The sequence below is a fragment of the Pseudomonas sp. CVAP#3 genome, assembly GCF_018986375.1.
Classification (GTDB): domain Bacteria; phylum Pseudomonadota; class Gammaproteobacteria; order Pseudomonadales; family Pseudomonadaceae; genus Aquipseudomonas; species Aquipseudomonas helvetica.
In genome coordinates, this window is record NZ_JAHMSC010000001.1 from 143,216 (window position 1) to 157,649 (window position 14,434).

Here is a 14,434-nt window from a genome sequence, read left to right on the forward strand (position 1 = left end):
GCGCATCAGACCCGTTCGATGGCCAGTGCCAGCCCCTGGCCAACGCCAACGCACATGGTCGCCAGCGCTTTCTTGCCGCCGGTTTTTTCCAACTGATGCAGCGCCGTCAGCACCAGCCGCGCACCACTCATGCCCAACGGATGACCCAAAGCAATGGCGCCACCGTTCGGGTTGACCTGCGCTGCGTCGTCGGCCAGACCGAGTTCACGCAACACCGCCAGGCCCTGGCTGGCAAAGGCTTCATTGAGTTCGATCACATCGAAATCGCTGACCGCCACGCCCAGGCGTTCGGTTAACTTGCGCACCGCCGGCACCGGGCCGATGCCCATCACCCGTGGCGCGACACCCGCGCTGGCCATGCCCAATACCCGAGCGCGGGCGGTCAGACCGTGTTTTTTCACGGCGTCGGCAGACGCGAGAATCAGCGCCGCGGCACCGTCGTTCACGCCTGAGGCGTTGCCAGCGGTGACGGTTTTGTCCGGGCCATTGACCGGTTTGAGTTTGCTCAGGGTTTCCAGGGTTGTGTCAGCGCGCGGATGCTCGTCCTGCTCGACCACGCTTTCGCCCTTCTTGTGGGCAATGCGCACCGGGACGATTTCTTCGGCGAAATAGCCGGCAGTTTGCGCGGCTGCCGTCCGTTGCTGACTGCGCAGTGCGAAAGCATCCTGATCGGCGCGGGAAACCGCGTAATCGTCGGCCACGTTGTCGGCCGTCTGCGGCATCGCATCGACGCCGTACTGAGCCTTCATCAACGGGTTGATGAAGCGCCAGCCGATGGTGGTGTCTTCCAGTTTCATGTTGCGCGAGAACGCCGCATCGGCCTTGCCCATCACGAACGGTGCGCGGGACATCGACTCGACACCGCCGGCAATCGCCAGCTCCATCTCACCGCTGGCAATTGCCCGGAACGCCGTGCCGATGGCGTCCATGCCCGAGGCACACAAACGATTGAGGGTCACGCCGGGAATGCTGTCCGGCAACCCGGCCAGCAACAATGCCATGCGCGCGACGTTACGGTTGTCTTCGCCGGCCTGGTTGGCGCAACCGAGGAACACTTCGTCCACAGCACTCCAATCGACGCTCGGGTTGCGCTCCATCAGTGCCTTGATCGGCACGGCAGCCAGATCGTCAGCGCGAACCGTCGACAAACCACCGCCAAAACGACCGATCGGTGTGCGAATCGCATCGCAGATATAAACCTCGCGCATCAGGCTTCTCCCGGTGCTTGGCCGTGGGCGGCAGCGGTACGCGCTTCAAGATCACGCAGCGCAGCCAATTCAATGTCGGTCGGTTCGGCGGTGTGTTCCAGCTGATCGGCAAAGCGAACAGCCCAACCAGTGGCAGCGATCACTTGCTCGCGGGTCACACCCGGGTGCAGCGCGGTGACCACGAATTCATTGCTGGGGGCTTGCGGTTCCATGATGCACAGGTCAGTAATGATCCCCACGGGACCGGCGCCCGGCAGGCCGAGACGCTTGCGCGAGTCGCCACCTTCGCCGTGGCCGACCGAGGTAATAAAGTCGAGTTTGTCGACAAACGAACGAGCCGACTGTTTAAGGATGATCAACACGCTTTTCGCCGAGCCGGCAATCTCCGGCGCACCGCCGGCACCTGGCAGGCGGACTTTCGGCTGATGGTAATCGCCGACCACGGTGGTGTTGATGTTGCCAAAGCGGTCGACCTGAGCCGCACCGAGAAAACCGACGTCAATACGCCCGCCTTGCAACCAGTAGCGAAAAATCTCACCGGTCGGGACGACGGTGTCGGCGGTTTCCGCCAGCTCGCCGTCACCGATCGACAGCGGCAATACTGTCGGCTTGGCACCGATCGGACCCGATTCATAGATCAGGACTACATCTGGAGAGGAAGTCAGACGCGCCAGGTTGGCTGCTTTCGATGGCAGGCCGATGCCGACGAAGCACACCGAGCCATTCTTCAGGCGGCGAGCGGCGGCAACGGTCATCATTTCATTGGTGGAGTAAGCCATTATTGAGCCTCCATTGCAGCGGCCAGCTTGGCCTGGAATTCACTGAAGTCAGCACTGCCGTGGATGTATTCGTTGATCCACGCAGTGAAGGTTTCACGGTCGCGGGCAATCGGATCCCAGGCCTGATAGAAGCGGTTGTCGCGTTCGGTGTAACCGTGGGCGTAGGACGGATGCGCACCACCGGGCACATGGCAAACCGCGCTCAAGGCCCAGGTCGGCAAGACGCAGGCGTTCATCGGCGCCTTCAGGTCGTCGACGATTTCTTCAACGGTGACGATGCAGCGCTTGGCGGCCAATGCGGCCTCTTTCTGCACCCCAAGAATGCCCCAGAGCAAGACATTGCCCTTGCGATCGGCCTTTTGCGCGTGGATCACCGTGACGTCCGGGCGCACCGAAGGCACTGCCGCCAGCACTTCACCGGTGAACGGGCAGGTCACGCTTTTGATCAACGGGTTGACCTTTGGCAAGTCGGAACCGGCGTAGGCGCGCAGCACTGCGAACGGCAGGCCGGAAGCGCCCGCAACGTAGGCATTGGCCAGGTCGGCGTGGCTGTGCTCTTCGATTTCCAGCGCATGCGGCCACTGTTTCTCGACGGCATCGCGCAGACGGTGCAGCGAGCCCACACCCGGGTTTCCGCCCCAGGAGAAAATCAGCTTGCGAGCGCAACCGGCACCGATCAATTGGTCGTAGACCAAGTCAGGAGTCATGCGCACCAGCGTCAGGTCTTTCTTGCCCTGACGAATGATTTCATGACCCGCTGCGGTCGGAATCAAGTGCGTGAAGCCTTCAAGCGCGACGGTATCGCCGTCGTTGACGAATTGCTTCACCGCGTCGTGCAGCGAAAGGATTTCAGCCATGGGGTTGGACTCCCGATTCTCAGTAAACCGATGTGGAGGACAAAGCGCGATGAGCAGCGCCGGAATGACTGAAGATTAAGCCGCCAAAAAACCCCAAACAATCCGATAATCGACTAAGTGTTCGTTTATCGAACAGATTGTTGTCTTCCTATCGTTCCCTATCGTTCCCACGCTCCGCGTGGGAATGCAGCCAGGGACGCTCCGCGTCCCAAAAGCGGACGCAGAGCGTCCATTGAGGCATTCCCACGCGGAGCGTGGGAACGATCAACGCAGAGTGTGGGAACGATCATCTGAATCCTGCCTTCAGGTCGCATCCGCATGGCTGACCATGCCTTTGATCACCACTGCCGTGGTGGCCAACGCAGCCGGAATAACCAATGCCGTCAGCACCTGTTCGAAATTCCAGCCCAGGCCCAACAACGTAGCGCCCATCCAGGCGCCGAGAATCGCGCCGAAACGACCGATCCCGAGCATCCACGACACGCCCGTCGCCCGACCTTGAGTCGGATAGAAGCGCGCCGCCAGCGACGGCATCGCCGATTGCGCGCCGTTGACGCACATGCCGGCGACCAGCACCAACGTTGCCAGCAGCGTGATGTTGCCCAGGCTTTGCCCTACCGCGTAGGCAAACACCCCGGCCAACAAGTAGAAAGTACCGATCACCTTGTGCGGATTGAACCGGTCCATCGCCCACCCCACCGCCACTGCACTCAGCACGCCGCCAAACTGGAACAACGCACCAATGAAGGCCGCCTGCTCCATGCTCGCGCCGCTGTCACGCATCAGGGTCGGCAGCCAACTGGTCAAAAGGTAGACGATGACCAGCCCCATGAAATAGGTCAGCCACAGCAATAAGGTGCCGGTGCTGTAAGTGCCGGAGAAAATCACCGCGAACACATTGCGGGCCTTCACGGTTTTTTGTTCGGGTACGCTGAAACTCGACGCCTGGGCGATAGTCGCCGGATCAATCGGCGCCAGCGCCTTGCGCACTTTGTCGGTGCCGCGATTGCGCACCACCAGGTAACGCGCCGACTCCGGCAGCCACAGCAACAGCACCACGCCGAGAATCAACGGCAGAATCCCGCCAATCAGCAACAGACTGTGCCAGCCAAACGCCGGAATCAGCTTGGCGGAGATGAAACCGCCACCGGCCATGCCCAGGTTGAAGCCGCAGAACATGCTGGTCACCAGCAGGGATTTTTTGCGCTCCGGGGTGTACTCCGAAAGCAGCGTGGTGGCGTTCGGCATGCCGGCGCCCAGGCCAAGCCCGGTCAGGAAACGCAGCACCAGCAGTTGCTCGACATTCGTGCTGTAAGCCGAGGCCAGACTGAAGGCGCCGAATAACAGTACCGCGCCGACCAGTACGATTTTTCGTCCAAAACGGTCAGCCAGCGGACCGGAGCCCAGTGCGCCGAAGACCATGCCGATCAGCGCTGCGCTCATCACCGGGCCGAGGCTGGCGCGGTCGATCCCCCAATCCTGAGACAGCGCCGGGGCGATAAAGCCCATGGCCGCTGTGTCCAGGCCATCGAGAAAGACAATCAGGAAACACAGGATCACCACCCGCCATTGATAGCGCGACAGCGGTTGGGCATTGATAAAGGACTGCACATCGAGGCAGTTCCCGACAGCGGATTGAGGCTGGTTCATTATTTTTATTCCAGGCAAGAAGCGCAGGCGAATACGCGCAGGCAATCGCCTCTTCATTATTATTCGGTCGTCTTCCGGTGCCAGGAGCAGTGGCCAACAGCAGCGGATGACGCTGCCGCGACATTAATGAGGCAAGGGAAACAGCGTCAATTCGCCAAACGCGACTCTGTGCGTTTATCGAACAGCTTACGCAAACAGCTGGGCACTCAACTCACGGCTGGCACTCAACAACCCGGGCAAAAAACGCTGCTCCAGTTCGTTGCGGCTGACCCGTCCGGCGTGGGTGCTGACATTCAGCGCAGCCAGCACCTGACCGGAGGCGTCGTACACCGGAACGGCAATCGAGCGCAGGCCTTGCTCGAGTTCCTGATCGACAATGCACCAGCCTTGCTGCCGAACTTCCTGAAGACATTCGAGCAACGACTCGCGCGTATGCAGGGTGCGGCTGGTTTTGGCCTGCAATTCGGCATGTTCGAGGTAGTCGTGCAGCGATGCATCGTCCAGCGCGGCCAGAAGAATCCGACCCATGGAGGTGCAGTAAGCCGGCAAACGCCCGCCCACCGACAGATCGACCGAGATCAGACGCTGGGTGGTTGCCGAACGGGCGATGTACAAGATGTCATCCCCTTCCAGCGTGGCCATGTTGCACGCCTCGTGCAGTTGTTCGCTCATGCGGTCCAGATAAGGCTGGGCCGACACCGCCAGCGGCGTCGAGGACAGATAGGCATGGCCAAGGGTCAGGACTTTGGGTAGCAGCGAATAGGTTCGACCGTCAGTGGTCGCGTAGCCGAGCTTGATCAGCGTATGCAGGCAACGGCGTACGGCGGCGCGGGGAATTTCCGTACGGTGGCTGATTTGCGCGATGGTCAGATGCCGCTTGCGCTCCTGGAACGCTTGGACCACCGCCAGGCCACGGGCCAGGGAAGTCATGAAGTCCGGATCGCCAGTGAATGCCTGAATCCGCTTGGCCGGCGAAGCAACGATCGGCGGCGCCACTGAAGCAAAGGAATTGCGCAATTGATCGTTCATTTCAGGTCATTCCCCAGAGTTCGATAGCTATTACAAGCTGCTCCGGAGCTTGTGTACAAGCATCGGCAGCCAAGGTTGGGCGATTATCGAACCATTAATCGATAATCGCAATCAACCGACACACGACCAAATGGCATGAGGCCTGCGCTACATTTTCCGATAAGACCGGGAACCGTTCATTACAGATTTTGACACTTTAGCTGACACTGAATAACAACCACGTTCTAATCCACTCAACTTGTACGACTTAATGGCGCCAGGAAATGGGCTTGTTAAAGACGTTGCCCAAAAGTGCACCGCACACACGACTTGCGGGTAACAAAACAAATTCACAGAACGAAGCACTTTTAAGTTATTCGAGATAGTGTTCTGCCAATCGGCCGCTATAATGCAATTCAGTGATGACCGTGCTTGTTGGCAACTACGGGATCCAATCACTCAGGCAGCGCGAGGTTTCAACCCTGCTTCCTGCTGGCAAACGCCTGACGCTCATTTCGAATGCCCGACCCATGCGTTTGCAAAAAACAAAGAAACTGATGCTACGTCAGTGGTTCTGCTCTGGTGCCGTGGCCGCCTGCACGAAGGAAGCTGTCAAGCACAACGCTGTCGCAATGGGTGTCTTCCCGGACACTCTGCTCGAGAGGCGTGTGACCGACACAACGAATGCAGTGCGTATCACCAGAATTTATCTCAACTCAATTAGGTAACACTGTGACGAAAGAAGAACTGCGCGCGGAACTTGAGCGCCAGGAACAACGTTACAAGGAAGTTTACGGCGGGGAAGTCACCACCTACGCCGCTCAGCCCGACCCGGAACGCAAACCTTGGCGTAAACGCGCCAGCATCCTCGATCAGGCCTTTACCCAGGAACTGCAGAAGATGGAAAAGGAACTCAAAGCCGAAGAGCCATAATCGCGAAGGTTTGAGTTTTCAGGGCCTGCGTCACCTTCAGCTACACGCTGAATGAATTGGCGTCCCATATCGCGCCTGCTAAAAGCCGGCGATTGCCACCTCACTCCTACCGGATGAGGTTATTGGCGCTTGGCTGGCCCTCCTTACAGATATTTCACACACACCGTTCGGCCTCCCATCGAAGTCGCTGAAATGCTGGCGTGCGCCACAACACCCAATGAAATCAAAGGCTTGAAATACCTACGACAACGCTGGGACTTAGGCCCTTGTTACACACTAAATCGTTGAAGAATGTAACCGATGAGCAGCAAGTGCATTGATTAGCAGGGTTTTCTGGCATAATCGCGCCCCCTTATGACCGGGTCAGAAAACCTTCATGATCGATTTATTCAGCGGACTGGATGCTTGGGTGCTTGTGAGCCTCTTGCTCGCCCTGGCCTTTGTCCTCGCCTTCGAGTTCATCAACGGCTTTCATGACACCGCTAACGCGGTTGCCACTGTTATCTACACCAAAGCCATGCCGCCTCATCTGGCCGTGTTCTTTTCCGGTGTGTTCAATTTCCTCGGCGTATTGCTGGGCGGCGTTGGCGTGGCGTATGCCATCGTCCACCTGCTGCCGGTGGAGCTGCTGATCAATGTGAATACCGGCCACGGGCTGGCGATGGTGTTCTCGTTGCTCGCTGCGGCCATCACCTGGAACCTGGGGACCTGGTACTTCGGTATCCCGGCCTCCAGCTCTCATACCCTGATCGGTTCGATCCTCGGTGTGGGTCTGGCGAACGCCCTGATCAACGACATTCCATTGGCTGACGGTGTCAACTGGCAGAAAGCGATCGATATCGGCGCCTCGCTGGTGTTCTCGCCAATAGCCGGTTTCCTGGTAGCCGCGCTGGTGCTGATTGGCCTGAAATGGTGGCGTCCGCTGTCCAAGATGCACAAGACACCGGACCAGCGCCGCAAGCTTGACGACAAGAAACACCCGCCGTTCTGGAACCGCCTGGTTCTGGTGATCTCGGCCATGGCGGTGAGCTTTGTCCACGGCTCCAACGATGGCCAGAAAGGCATCGGCCTGATCATGCTGGTATTGATCGGTATCGTGCCGGCACAGTTCGTACTCGACCTGAGCAGCACCACCTACCAGATCGAACGCACTCGCGATGCGACCCTGCACCTGAGCCAGTTCTATAAGCGCAATGCCGATACCCTGGGCGAGTTCCTGGCCTTGGGCAAAAGCCTGGATGGCGATTTGCCGGAGAAATTCCGCTGCAACCCGCAACAGACCGAACCGACCATTACCGCCCTGCTCGGCACCCTCAAGGGTGTCGCGGACTACCACTCGCTGTCGCAAGAAAGCCGCATTGAAGTGCGTCGCTACCTGCTCTGCCTGGACGATACGGCGAAAAAGGTCGGCAAGTTGCCTGGCCTCGATGCCCGCGAAAAGGCTGACCTGGACAAACTGCGCAAAGACCTGACCACCACCACCGAATATGCCCCGTTCTGGGTGATTCTGGCGGTCGCCCTGGCACTCGGCCTGGGCACCATGGTTGGCTGGAAACGCGTGGTACTGACCATCGGCGAGAAAATCGGCAAGCAAGGCATGACTTACGCTCAAGGCATGTCGGCACAAATCACCACCGCGGGCATGATCGGCCTGGCGAACATCTTCAGCCTGCCGGTATCGACCACCCACGTGCTGTCTTCGGGTGTGGCCGGGACCATGATCGCCAACAAAAGCGGCCTGCAAGGCGGCACCGTGAAAACCATCCTGCTGGCCTGGGTCCTGACCCTGCCGGCAACGGTAGCCCTGTCGGCCGGCCTGTTCTGGCTGGCATCGAAGGCACTCGGCAGCTGATTCATAGCCGAACCCAAAAAGGCGCGCCCTCCCGGAGGTCGCGCTTTTTTTATGCCTGCATGATTTGCAAAGATTTGATGATCGTTCCCACGTTGCCTTTGCTGTGCGTGGAAACAATCTAAAGCCGTAAAAGCCCCAACCACTCAGGCCGGCCGGCAGGCCGCCGTGCTGTTGCCGTTGATCTTGATCCACCCGCCCCTTCGGAAGGCCGAGCGCAGGTGTTCATCAGGGGGTTGGCGCGCAGCGCCGTACGGCGCAGCCGGACACATCGAGAGGAGGTCGTCGCGCAGCAGACCGTAGGCGATGCCCCCTGATGGACACCGGAGTGAGGGAACTAGGAGCTTTAGCGACGAGCCGTACGCTTGGGGCGAAGACTTTTGCTTACTTTTCGTCGTTTGGAAAAGTGAGGCGCCGTAAGGGCGAAACCCTAAGCGGCCATCACCGCAGCAATGGATATGTACACCTGCAAGAGATTGGTCGGCTGTCAGGCCGCCATCGCGAGCAAGCTCGGCTCCTACAGTTTTGATTGGTGTACATCTGCAAGCACTGGCTCGGCAAGAAACCGCAGGCAAAAAAAAAAGGGCGACCGAAGTCGCCCAAAATGCCTTGCGTGCTCGTGCTTCCAGAAAGACCTAAGGCTTTTTACGCTTATGTGCGTCTTTCCAGATAAAAAATCCAAACCCGGCAAAAAACAGAACCATGAGGCCGACTGTCAGCACTCCGGCAATCACCACATTATCGAAAAACATGACTGGCCTCCTGCACTTGCCCTGTTGCGATGGGGCTAAGTTACCCAATCGGGCGCAGAAGAAAATTGACCGGGATCAATGCCGCCCAAGACCGGGCGTAAAAGGAAGGGAAATAACTGACCTGCATCAATGGAAACAGGGAGGATCAACGCTTTTTCGGTTTGTTTTTCGGCTTTTTCTTCGTTTTACCCAAAGGCATGGCCTGCTCGAAAGCCTGGCGCACTTCGTTCAGGCGCTTTTCATTAAGGTCATGCACGCGCTTGGCACGCTCGGTGTTGAGGTCGATCAGCTTGTCGTCTTGGCTCATGGCGTGGCTTACATCTTCAAGGTCAATACAGGCGTAGCAAAGTGACTACTGTCACCCTGCCCGCTCAAGGTTTGCCAATAATGCGGCCAATAGCCGGCGCTGACCAGTCGCCAGCAACATCACAGCGCAACAAAAAGTGACTAAGCGTCAGACCTCGATATCGACCCACAATCCCTGGCGCGGCTGATCGTCTATCAGCGGGACAACGGGCACCGTGTTGTCGGCGTTCAACTCGTCACCCGGCACAGCCAAGTGCTCTTCAGGGTCCTCTTCGGCTTCGCGGCGACGCTTGTCGCGCGCTTGCTGACGCCGCTGCTCTTCGCGCAACAACTGCGCCGACTCTTCGGCATGGCGCTTGTGCAGGTCGATCGTACTTTCGCTGGAGCTCGCCTCCACCGGCACCACCGGCGGAATATCCGGCCGCTGGCGAATCGGATCCTGCTGGGAAGTAATCGGCACGGCACTCAAGGGGAGCATCGGTGGCAGCATGGTTATTAGTCTCCTGACAGCAGGCTGTCGGCTGCTGAGTCGGCGACTTGAGCCATCGGTCGCAAACTTGCGAGCCAACACGGCCCGAACCTTCGGCAGCTCCTACGCGAGTAACCCTTTGGCCTCGGGACCTGCATCCGTTAATATAGTCGGCTTTTTCAAGGCGGGAGTCAGGCAGCATGGCGCAGCAGTATCAACCGGGGCAACGCTGGATTAGTGACAGCGAAGCCGAGCTAGGTTTAGGCACCGTTCTGGCACAGGACGGTCGCTTGCTGACCGTGCTCTATCCGGCCACTGGCGACACTCGCCAGTACGCGCTACGGAATGCGCCCCTCACTCGCGTGAGGTTTTCGCCGGGTGACATGATCACTCACTTCGAAGGCTGGAAAATGACCGTGCGCGAAGTCGACGACGTCGACGGCTTGCTGGTCTATCACGGGCTCAACGCACAGAACGAAGTCGTCACGCTGCCTGAGACCCAACTGTCGAACTTCATCCAGTTCCGTCTGGCCAGCGACCGTTTGTTCGCCGGGCAGATCGACCCACTGGCCTGGTTCTCCCTGCGTTACCACACCCTGGAACACACCAGTCGCCAGTTGCAATCCTCGCTCTGGGGCCTGGGTGGCGTGCGTGCGCAGCCGATCGCTCACCAATTGCACATCGCCCGTGAAGTCGCTGACCGTATCGCGCCGCGGGTTCTGCTGGCGGACGAAGTAGGTCTGGGTAAAACCATCGAAGCCGGTCTGGTGATCCATCGCCAACTGCTCTCGGGCCGCGCCAACCGCGTGTTGATCCTGGTACCGGAAAACCTCCAGCATCAATGGCTGGTGGAGATGCGCCGTCGTTTCAACCTGCAAGTCGCGCTGTTCGACGAAGAACGCTTCATCGAAAGCGATGCCGGCAACCCGTTCGAAGACACCCAGCTCGCACTGGTCGCTCTGGAATGGCTGGTGGATGACGAAAAGGCCCAGGACGCGTTGTTCGCTGCCGGCTGGGACCTGCTGGTGGTCGACGAAGCGCACCACCTGGTGTGGCACGAAGATCAGGTCAGCCCTGAGTATTCGCTGGTCGAGCAACTCGCGGAAACCATTCCTGGTGTGCTGCTGCTGACCGCGACCCCGGAGCAACTGGGTCAGGACAGCCACTTCGCGCGCCTGCGTCTGCTCGATCCAAACCGTTTCCATGACCTGAAAGCCTTCCGTGCCGAGAGCGACAACTATCGCCCGGTGGCCGAGGCCGTTCAGGAGCTGATGGACCAGGGGCGCTTGTCCCCGGCCGCGCACAAAACCATCCAGGGTTTCCTCGGTGACGAAGGCGAAGCGCTGCTGACTGCCGTCAACGCTGGCGACGCCGAGGCCAGCGCCCGTCTGGTCCGCGAATTACTGGACCGCCACGGCACTGGCCGTGTGCTGTTCCGCAACACCCGCGCCGCAGTACAAGGCTTCCCGGAACGCAAACTGCACCCGTACCCGCTGCCGTGCCCGGACGAATACCTCGAACTGCCGCTGGGCGAACACGCCGAGCTGTATCCGGAAGTCAGCTTCCAGGCTCAGCCGGATATAGATGAAGAACAACGCTGGTGGCGCTTCGACCCACGGGTCGAGTGGCTGATCGACCAGCTGAAAATGCTCAAGCGCACCAAAGTACTGGTGATCTGTGCCCACGCCGAAACCGCGATGGACCTGGAAGACGCCCTGCGCGTGCGTTCCGGTATCCCGGCCACGGTGTTCCACGAAGGCATGAACATTCTCGAGCGTGACCGCGCGGCGGCTTACTTCGCTGACGAAGAATTCGGCGCCCAGGTACTGATCTGCTCGGAAATCGGCAGTGAAGGTCGCAACTTCCAGTTCTCCCACCACCTGGTGCTGTTCGACCTGCCATCGCACCCGGACCTGCTGGAACAGCGGATCGGGCGTCTCGACCGGATCGGTCAGAAGCACGTCATCGAACTGCACGTGCCGTACCTGGAAACCAGCCCGCAAGAGCGCCTGTTCCAGTGGTATCACGAAGCGCTGAATGCGTTCCTCAATACCTGCCCGACCGGCAACGCCTTGCAGCATCAGTTCGGCCCGCGCCTGCTGCCGCTGCTGGAAAACGCCGATGACGGCGAGTGGCAAGCGCTGATCGACGAAGCCCGTACCACCCGTGAAAACCTCGAAGCCGAGTTGCACAGCGGCCGTGACCGCCTGCTGGAACTCAACTCCGGCGGCGCGGGCGAAGGTGACGCGCTGGTTGAGGCGATTCTTGAGCAAGACGATCAGTTCGCCCTGCCGATCTACATGGAAACCCTGTTTGACGCGTTCGGCATCGACAGCGAAGACCATTCGGAAAACGCGCTGATCCTCAAGCCGAGCGAAAAAATGCTCGACGCCAGCTTCCCGCTGGGTGACGACGAAGGCGTGACCATCACCTACGACCGCAACCAGGCGCTGTCTCGCGAAGACATGCAATTCATCACCTGGGAGCACCCGATGGTTCAGGGCGGCATGGACCTGGTGCTGTCCGGTTCGATGGGCAACACCGCCGTGGCGCTGATCAAGAACAAGGCACTCAAGCCTGGCACCGTGTTGCTGGAACTGCTCTACGTCAGTGAAGTGGTTGCCCCACGCTCGCTGCAACTGGGCCGTTACCTGCCGCCGGCTGCGCTGCGCTGCCTGCTCGATGCCAACGGCAACGATCTGTCGGGTCGCGTCTCGTTCGAAACCCTCAACGACCAGCTCGAAAGCGTGCCACGCGCCAGCGCCAACAAGTTTGTCCAGGCTCAGCGTGATCAACTGACACCGCGTATCAATGCCGGTGAAGAGAAGATCACTCCGCGCCACGCCGAACGTGTAGCCGAAGCGCAACGCCGCCTGGCCGCCGACACCGATGAAGAACTGGCGCGCCTGACCGCCCTGCAAGCGGTCAACCCGACCGTGCGCGACAGCGAACTGGTTGCCCTGCGCCAGCAGCGCGAGCAAGGCCTGGCCATGCTCGATAAAGCGGCACTGCGACTGGAAGCGATCCGGGTTCTGGTGGCGGGGTAATCCCTCCTCTCCTCCGGTAAAAACAAAAGGCCCGCAGCGATGCGGGCCTTTTTGTTTTCTGAAGATTGATCGTTCCCACGCTTCGCGTGGGAATGCAGCCCGGGACGCTCCGCGTCCCAAGAGCGGACGCAGAGCGTCCAGTGAGGCATTCCCACGCGGAGCATGGGAACGATCTCTATTAAGCTGTCGCCACCGCAATCCCCGGCTCAACCACCGCCACCAACCCTTCCTTCATCCGCTTGGCATCCTGCACAAAACACCGCGAAGCCAGGAACAGAAACACCATGGTCGAAAACAACGCCACCGGAATCAGGTACATCGCGTCATGCAGCCCTGCTGCCTTGAAAGCCTCGCTCATTTGCTCGGCACCGGCCGCCAGCATTGCGCTATGGGCAAAGTGATCGGACAAAGCGCCAACCACCACCGGCCCCAAGCCACCGCCCAACAGGTAGAGTCCGGCAAAAAACAACGCCATCGCCGTGGCGCGCAAACGCGGTTCGACCACATCCTGAATGGCCGTGTAAACGCAGGTATAGAAGTTGTAGGCAAACAACCAGCCGACGCTGAACACGGCGACGAACACACCGATTTCAATCCGTCCTGCATGCAGTGCCCAGGCCGTGCACAGGGTCGAGATGATCAGGCTGAACGCAGCAAACAACAGCCGACCGTTGGCCACCCGCTGGTGAATCTTGTCAGCCACCCAGCCGCCCAGCGTCAGGCCGAACAAGCCGGTCACACCAACGATCACCCCGGTCGCCACCGCCGCTTGCTGCAATGGCATCTGAAAGTAGCGCTGCAACATCGGCACCAGAAACGAGTTACAGGCATAGGTGGCGAAGTTGAAACACAGCCCCGCCATCACCAGCCAGAGGAACGTTGGAATCGCCAGTACCCGGCGAATCGGCCGATCCACCCGCTCCTGGGAAACGTGCACAGTTTCCGCCGCGCCACGCAGGGGTTCTTTAATGAAGAACATGAAAATCGCCAGAATCAAACCCGGGATCGCCGCGATAAAGAATGGTGCACGCCAGCTGTCGAACGCCTTGACCATCGCGCCGATGGTGAAGAACGCCAGCAACAGGCCCAGCGGCAAACCGAGCATGAAGATCCCCATGGCCCGCGCCCGACGGTGTGCCGGGAACAAATCACCGATCAGCGAATTGGCGGCCGGCGCATAGCTGGCTTCACCGATGCCGATCCCCATGCGCACGATCAGGAAACTCCAGAAACTCCCCACCAGGCCGTTGACTGCGGTCAACCCGCTCCAGACCGCCAAGCCCCAGCCCATCAGTTTGCTGCGCGAACCGGTGTCCGCCATTCGCCCTAACGGCAGACCGGCAATGGCATAAACGATCGTGAATGCAGTACCGATGATCCCCAATTGAAAGTCGCTGAGGTGCCATTCCATGCGGATTGGCTCGATGATAATCGCCGGGATCGTACGATCGAAGAAGTTGAACAGATTGGCCAGAAACAGCAGGAACAGAATGCGCCAGGCATTCGCCGCTTGGGTCGAGTTCTGCATGGGTCCGTCTCTTTTATTGTTATGAGGGCTTCACTGCCGACAACACTC

At 59.5% G+C, this 14,434-nt stretch carries 13 protein-coding genes; 4 read left to right on the plus strand and 9 right to left on the minus strand.

Annotated features, from left to right (window positions below):
• Nucleotides 1–5: 5 nt before the first annotated feature.
• The 5 genes from pcaF to pcaR form a co-directional block, all read right to left on the minus strand.
• On the minus strand, nucleotides 6–1,211 hold the full coding sequence (pcaF, locus tag KRR23_RS00655) for a 3-oxoadipyl-CoA thiolase (protein WP_216741329.1): 1,206 nt from the start codon (nucleotides 1,209–1,211) through the stop codon (nucleotides 6–8).
• On the minus strand, nucleotides 1,208–1,990 hold the full coding sequence (locus KRR23_RS00660; RefSeq protein ID WP_216741330.1) for a CoA-transferase subunit beta: 783 nt from the start codon (nucleotides 1,988–1,990) through the stop codon (nucleotides 1,208–1,210). The genes pcaF and KRR23_RS00660 overlap by 4 nt, the downstream gene beginning before the upstream one ends.
• Nucleotides 1,987–2,844: a CoA transferase subunit A gene (locus tag KRR23_RS00665; protein WP_019692197.1), complete on the minus strand. Its 858-nt coding sequence runs from the start codon at nucleotides 2,842–2,844 to the stop codon at nucleotides 1,987–1,989. The genes KRR23_RS00660 and KRR23_RS00665 overlap by 4 nt, the downstream gene beginning before the upstream one ends.
• Before the next feature lie 303 nt (nucleotides 2,845–3,147).
• Entirely contained in the window at nucleotides 3,148–4,494 is a 1,347-nt protein-coding gene (locus KRR23_RS00670; RefSeq protein ID WP_145020269.1) for an MFS transporter, read from the minus strand.
• A 186-nt stretch (nucleotides 4,495–4,680) separates the two neighbouring features.
• On the minus strand, nucleotides 4,681–5,523 hold the full coding sequence (gene pcaR, locus KRR23_RS00675; protein ID WP_054596029.1) for a pca regulon transcriptional regulator PcaR: 843 nt from the start codon (nucleotides 5,521–5,523) through the stop codon (nucleotides 4,681–4,683).
• Nucleotides 5,524–5,924: 401 nt separating this feature from the next.
• Between pcaR and KRR23_RS00680 the strand changes: the two genes are divergently transcribed.
• The 3 genes from KRR23_RS00680 (at nucleotide 5,925) to KRR23_RS00690 (ending at nucleotide 8,287) form a co-directional block, all read left to right on the plus strand.
• Complete coding sequence (locus KRR23_RS00680; protein ID WP_216740946.1) at nucleotides 5,925–6,230, plus strand: hypothetical protein; 306 nt, start codon at nucleotides 5,925–5,927, stop codon at nucleotides 6,228–6,230.
• 4 nt (nucleotides 6,231–6,234) lie between these two features.
• Nucleotides 6,235–6,435 carry a hypothetical protein gene (locus tag KRR23_RS00685; protein WP_019692194.1) on the plus strand — a complete coding sequence of 67 codons (201 nt, stop codon included), beginning with the start codon at nucleotides 6,235–6,237 and terminating at the stop codon, nucleotides 6,433–6,435.
• 376 nt (nucleotides 6,436–6,811) lie between these two features.
• Nucleotides 6,812–8,287: an inorganic phosphate transporter gene (locus KRR23_RS00690; protein WP_145020274.1), complete on the plus strand. Its 1,476-nt coding sequence runs from the start codon at nucleotides 6,812–6,814 to the stop codon at nucleotides 8,285–8,287.
• A gap of 632 nt (nucleotides 8,288–8,919) precedes the next feature.
• On the opposite strand, the gene ccoM is transcribed toward KRR23_RS00690, so the two are convergent.
• The 3 genes from ccoM to KRR23_RS00700 all read right to left on the minus strand — a co-directional run bounded on the left by ccoM (nucleotide 8,920) and on the right by KRR23_RS00700 (nucleotide 9,832).
• Nucleotides 8,920–9,036: a cytochrome c oxidase subunit CcoM gene (gene ccoM / locus KRR23_RS29265; RefSeq protein WP_007926603.1), complete on the minus strand. Its 117-nt coding sequence runs from the start codon at nucleotides 9,034–9,036 to the stop codon at nucleotides 8,920–8,922.
• A 145-nt stretch (nucleotides 9,037–9,181) separates the two neighbouring features.
• Entirely contained in the window at nucleotides 9,182–9,343 is a 162-nt protein-coding gene (locus tag KRR23_RS00695) for a hypothetical protein (protein WP_216740947.1), read from the minus strand.
• 147 nt (nucleotides 9,344–9,490) lie between these two features.
• Nucleotides 9,491–9,832 (minus strand): aspartate-semialdehyde dehydrogenase, encoded by a 342-nt coding sequence (locus KRR23_RS00700; protein WP_216740948.1) that lies wholly within the window; start codon nucleotides 9,830–9,832, stop codon nucleotides 9,491–9,493.
• Between the two features lie 179 nt (nucleotides 9,833–10,011).
• On the opposite strand from KRR23_RS00700, the gene rapA reads away from it, so the two are divergent.
• Complete coding sequence (gene rapA, locus KRR23_RS00705; RefSeq protein ID WP_216740949.1) at nucleotides 10,012–12,858, plus strand: RNA polymerase-associated protein RapA; 2,847 nt, start codon at nucleotides 10,012–10,014, stop codon at nucleotides 12,856–12,858.
• Nucleotides 12,859–13,036: 178 nt separating this feature from the next.
• Here the strand turns inward: rapA and KRR23_RS00710 are convergent, their stop codons facing one another.
• Nucleotides 13,037–14,386 (minus strand): MFS transporter, encoded by a 1,350-nt coding sequence (locus KRR23_RS00710; protein WP_216740950.1) that lies wholly within the window; start codon nucleotides 14,384–14,386, stop codon nucleotides 13,037–13,039.
• Nucleotides 14,387–14,434: the final 48 nt, after the last annotated feature.

Bases quoted from the DNA above. Each gene is read 5' to 3' on its own strand.
- KRR23_RS00665 (WP_019692197.1), bottom strand. From the start codon at position 2,844: ATGGCTGAAATCCTTTCGCTGCACGACGCGGTGAAGCAATTCGTCAAC.
- KRR23_RS00670 (WP_145020269.1), bottom strand. From the start codon at position 4,494: ATGAACCAGCCTCAATCCGCTGTCGGGAACTGCCTCGATGTGCAGTCC.
- pcaR (WP_054596029.1), bottom strand. From the start codon at position 5,523: ATGAACGATCAATTGCGCAATTCCTTTGCTTCAGTGGCGCCGCCGATC.
- KRR23_RS00680 (WP_216740946.1), top strand. From the start codon at position 5,925: ATGACCGTGCTTGTTGGCAACTACGGGATCCAATCACTCAGGCAGCGC.
- KRR23_RS00690 (WP_145020274.1), top strand. From the start codon at position 6,812: ATGATCGATTTATTCAGCGGACTGGATGCTTGGGTGCTTGTGAGCCTC.
- ccoM (WP_007926603.1), bottom strand. From the start codon at position 9,036: ATGTTTTTCGATAATGTGGTGATTGCCGGAGTGCTGACAGTCGGCCTC.
- KRR23_RS00695 (WP_216740947.1), bottom strand. From the start codon at position 9,343: ATGAGCCAAGACGACAAGCTGATCGACCTCAACACCGAGCGTGCCAAG.
- KRR23_RS00700 (WP_216740948.1), bottom strand. From the start codon at position 9,832: ATGCTGCCACCGATGCTCCCCTTGAGTGCCGTGCCGATTACTTCCCAG.
- rapA (WP_216740949.1), top strand. From the start codon at position 10,012: ATGGCGCAGCAGTATCAACCGGGGCAACGCTGGATTAGTGACAGCGAA.
- KRR23_RS00710 (WP_216740950.1), bottom strand. From the start codon at position 14,386: ATGCAGAACTCGACCCAAGCGGCGAATGCCTGGCGCATTCTGTTCCTG.